Source organism: Streptomyces sp. ADI95-17 (assembly GCF_003846175.1).
In the GTDB taxonomy this organism is placed as follows: Bacteria; Actinomycetota; Actinomycetes; order Streptomycetales; family Streptomycetaceae; genus Streptomyces; species Streptomyces sanglieri.
Genome location: NZ_ML123053.1, coordinates 37,858 through 42,825, shown reverse-complemented (window position 1 = coordinate 42,825; position 4,968 = coordinate 37,858). Strand labels below are relative to the sequence as shown.

The following is a 4,968-nucleotide window of genomic DNA, read 5'->3' as shown; positions in this document are numbered from 1 at the left end:
GCCCGCACGGCGCGGTGCGCCGGTCTCCGGCCACGCCATCGACTCCTTCAGGAGCTCGACGGCGCCGGACGACCAGTCCACATGGGTGGACGGCTCGTCCACGTGCAGGGTGCGCGGGAGCACGCCGTGGCGCATCGCCTGCACCATCTTGATCACGCCCGCGACACCGGCGGCGGCCTGCGTGTGGCCGATGTTCGACTTGATCGAGCCGAGCAGAAGCGGCCGGTCCTCCGGTCGCTCCTGCCCGTACGTCGCAAGCAGGGCCTGCGCCTCGATCGGGTCGCCGAGGCGGGTGCCCGTGCCGTGCGCGTCCACGGCGTCGATCTCGTCGGCGGTGACGCCCGCGTTGGCGAGGGCCTGGCGGATGACACGCTGCTGGGACGGTCCGTTGGGGGCGGTCAGACCGTTGGACGCGCCGTCCTGGTTCACCGCAGTGCCGCGTACGACCGCGAGGACGTCATGGCCGTTGCGGCGGGCGTCCGAGAGACGCTCCACCAGGACCATGCCGACGCCCTCGGACCAGCCCGTGCCGTCGGCGGCCTCCGCGAACGGCTTGCAGCGGCCGTCGGGAGCCAGACCGCGCTGGCGGCTGAACTCGACGAAGATGCCCGGGTCGGCCATGACGGTGACGCCGCCGGCCAGGGCCATCGTGCACTCGCCCGACCGCAGCGCCTGCACCGCGAGGTGCAGGGCGACCAGCGAGGAGGAGCATGCGGTGTCCACCGTGACGGCCGGGCCTTCCAGGCCGAACGTGTAGGCCACCCGGCCCGACACGACGCTGGTCGCGCTGCCGGTCAGGGCGTTGCCCTCGAAGCCCTCGGGCAGCTGGGCCCCGGCTCCGTACACGTTCGAGGACGCGCCCGCGAACACTCCGGTCGCGCTCCCCCGCACGGTGGCCGGGTCGATGCCCGCGTGCTCGAAGGCCTCCCAGGCGGTTTCGAGGAGCAGCCGCTGCTGCGGGTCCATGCCCAGGGCCTCACGCGGCGAGATCCCGAAGAAGCCCGGGTCGAAGTCGCCCGCTCCGGACAGGAAGCCGCCCTCGCGCACGACGGTCATGCCGGTGTCCGCCGATTCGGCGGGATTCAGCCGGGCGGCGTGCCAGCCGCGGTCCTCGGGGAACGCCGTGATCGCGTCGCCGCCGTCGAGCAGCATCCGCCACAGCTCGTCGGGCGAGCGTACGTCGCCCGGGAACCGGCAGCTTATGCCCACGATGACGATGGGGTCGCCGTCCGCGGCGACCGCGTCGGGCAGCGTGCTCGTGGTCTCCGGGACGACGCCCAGGACCTCGGTCAGGAGGAAGGCCGCGAGCGCGGTGGGGGTGGGGTAGTCGAAGACGAGGGTCGCGGGCAGTCGCAGGCCCGGGACACCGAGCGCGGCGTTCAGGCGGTTGCGCAGTTCGACGGCGGTCAGCGAGTCGACGCCCAGTTCCTTGAACTGCTTCTCCGCGCCCACCGTTTCGGGCCCGGCGTGGCCGAGCACAACGGCTGCCTGGGTGCGGACGAGGTCCAGCATCTCGCGGTCGCGCTCCTCCGGGGCGAGCCCCGCGAGTCGCTGTCCGAGCGTCGACGCACCCGCCGCGGCGGCCAGGGCCTTGCGCCGGCCGGGGGCGCGGACGAGCCCGCGGAACAGTCCGGGCAGCACGCCCGCGGTGGCCTGCGCCTGGAGGGCGGTGAGTTCCAGGGCGACGGGCAGCACGGCGGCGCGTGCGCCGTCCAGGGCCGCGTCGAAGAGGGCGAGGCCCTGCTCATCGGTGAGCGGCAGGATGCCGGAGCGGGTCATGCGCTCCACGTCGGCCGTGTCGAGCCGGCCGAGCATGCCGTCCGCCGAGGCCCACGGGCCCCAGGCCAGTGAGGTCGCGGTCAGCCCGTGGGCCCTGCGCTGCTGGGCAAGGCCGTCGAGGAAGGCGTTGGCGGCCGCATAGTTGGCCTGGCCGGGGCCGCCGAGTACGCCCGCCGTGGAGGAGAAGGTGACGAACAGGGACAGGTCGAGGCCTGCGGTCAGTTCGTGCAGGTGGGCCGCGCCGTCGACCTTGGGACGCAGTACCGTGTCGAGCCGCTCGGGCGTCATCGACGAGACCACTCCGTCGTCGAGCACACCGGCGGCGTGCACCACGCCGGTCAGCGGCCGCTCCTCGGGGATCGCGGCGAGGACCGTCGAGAGCGCATCGCGGTCGGCGACGTCGCAGGCGGCGAGCACCACGTCGGCGCCGGCCGACGTCAGTTCGTCCGCCAGTTCCCTCATGCCGGGTGCGGCCGCACCGCGACGGCCCACGAGCACCAGGCCTCGTACGCCGTGCTCGGCCACGAGGTGGCGTGCCACCAGGGCGCCGAGCGCGCCGGTGGCGCCGGTGACGAGCACCGTTCCGTGCCGCTCCGTGGGCTCGGGCACGGTCAGGACGACCTTGCCGACGTGGCGGGCCTTGGCCAGGTAACGGAACGCCTCCGGGGCGTGGCGCACGTCCCACGTACGGATCGGGAGCGGCTTGAGCGCGCCGCTCTCGAAGAGCGCGAGGACCTCGGTCAGCAGTTGGCCGATCCGATCGGGCCCGGCCTCGATCAGGTCGAACGCCTGGTAGGCGACGCCGGGGAACGCCTCGGCCACCGCGTGCGCGTCACGGATGTCGGTCTTGCCCATCTCCATGAACCGGCCGCCGCGCGGCAGCAGTCGCAGCGAGGCGTCCACGAACTCCCGGGCGAGGGAGTCCAGGACGACGTCGACGCCGCGTCCTTCGGTGGCGTCGAGGAACCGGCCCTCGAAGTCGAGGGTGCGGGACGAGGCGATGTGCGCGTCGTCGAGCCCGAGGGAACGCAGCACGTCCCACTTGCCGGTGCTCGCCGTGCCGTAGACCTCGGCCCCCAGGTGCCGGGCGAGCTGCACGGCGGCCATGCCGACGCCGCCGGCCGCGGCATGTACGAGGACGGACTCCCCGGGCCGCAGTCCCGCCAGGTCGACCAGCGCGTAGTAGGCGGTCATGAAGACGACCGGGGCCGATGCCGCTTCGGTGAAGGACCAGCTGTCCGGGATCCGCGCCAGGGTGCGGCGGTCGGTCACCGCCACCGGGCCGAACCCGCCGGAGAAGAGACCCATGACGCGGTCCCCGGGCGCGAGTCCGGTGACGCCGGGGCCGACCTCAAGGACGACACCGGCGCCCTCGATGCCCATGGTGGCGTCGCCGGGGTACATGCCGAGCGCGATCAGTACGTCACGGAAGTTGACGCCCGCGGCGCGCACGCCGACCCGGACCGCTCCGGGGGCGAGCGGCCCGGCGGCGTCGGGGCACGGGGTCAGGGCGAGGTTGTTCAGAGTGCCCTTCTCCGTGATGTCGAGCCGCCACGGGCCGTCGCCGGACGGGGGCACGAGGGCGCCGTCGGACGTGACGCGGGCGAGCCGCGGCACGAGGACATCTCCTGCGCGCAGGGCCAGTTGGGGCTCGCCCGTGGCCAGCGCCGTGGTCAGCACGGCGTACGAGTCGTCGTGTCCGTCGAGGTCGACCAGGACCAGGCGGCCGGGGTTCTCGGACTGTGCCGAGCGGATCAACCCCCAGGCCGCGGCACCCGCCGGGTCGGACACTTCGTCCTCGCCGCTCGCCGCGACGGCGCCGCGGGTCGCGACGACGAGCGGGGTGTCGTCGGTGAAGCGCGTGTCGGCCAGCCACTCCTGGATCAGCGCGAGCAGTTCCTGGACGTCGCGGCGCACACCGCTCGCCAGGTCGGCCGCCGCCTCGGTGGCGTGCAGGACGACGACGGCGTCGACGTCCGGGGCCACGGAGGCCAGGTCTCGGGCCGGTTCGGCACCGTGGGGCACCGCCCGGTCCGCGTCGCCGAGCACCGCCCACCGCCGGGCGGGCTCGTCCGCGGGCGGCGGCGACACGGCCAGCGGCGACCATGCGAGGTGGTACAGCTGGTCCGGCTCGTTGCCGGGCGCCGCCAACTGCTCGGCGGACACCGGACGCAGCACCAGGGAGTCCACGCGGGCCACGGGTGCCCCGGTGCCGTCGGCGACCTCCAGGCCGACGCCCGACGCCGTGGGGGTGATCCGCACCCGCAGCGCGGCGGCACCCACCGCGTACAGCGACACTCCGGACCAGGCGAAGGGCAGACCGACGCCGACGGCCTCGCCGGCGTTCTCCTCGCCTGCGTTCTCCGCACCGTGCAGGCCCAGCGCGTGCAGGGCGGAGTCGAGCAGTGCGGGGTGGAGCCCGAACCGGTCGGCGTCCGCGCCGTCGGGCAGCGCGACCTCGGCGAAGATCTCCTCGCCGCGCCGCCATGCCGCGCGCAGCCCCTGGAACACCGGCCCGTAGCCGTAGCCACGCTCCGCCAGGTTCTCGTAGTGCCCCTCGACGGCAACAGGAACGGCGTCCCGCGGCGGCCACACGGCCGGCTCTCCGCCGGCGGCGGCATCGGCGGCGACGACATCGGCCGACGCCAGCATGCCTGCTGCGTGCTGCCGCCACGGCGCCTCGTCGTCCCCTTCGGCGGGCCGCGAGTGCAGGGCGACGGAACGCCGCCCGTCCGCGTCCTCCGCACCGACCGTCACCTGAACCGCGACTCCGCCGCGTTCGGGCAGCACCAGGGGCGCCTGCAGCGTCAGCTCTTCTAGGACACCGCATCCGAGGCGCTCACCGGCCTGCAGAGCCAGCTCCACGTAAGCCGTGCCCGGCAGGAGGACCGAGCCCAGGACGACGTGATCGCCCAGCCAGGGATGCGACTGCAGCGACAGCCGCCCCGTCATCATCAGGCCGTCCGCATCGGCGAGCGTCATCACCGCACCGAGCATCGGGTGCCCCACCGACCGCAGCCCGAACGCGGTCGCGTCACCGGCCCACACCGCAGCGGCGGGCCAGAAGTGGTCGTGCTGGAAGGCGTAGGTGGGCAGGTCCACGCGGCGGGCGCCGGTGCCGGCGTAGTACGCGGTCCAGTCAACTTCCCTGCCGCATACGTGGAGTTCGGCGACGGCGGTGAGGAGTGC

The 4,968-nt window shown here is 74.2% G+C and carries 1 protein-coding gene; it reads right to left on the bottom strand.

Translation table 11 applies throughout. From position 1 onward, the window contains the following. The coding region (locus EES42_RS39490) for an SDR family NAD(P)-dependent oxidoreductase (RefSeq protein WP_164495498.1) at window positions 1-4,968 on the bottom strand (4,968 nt) is incomplete at both ends.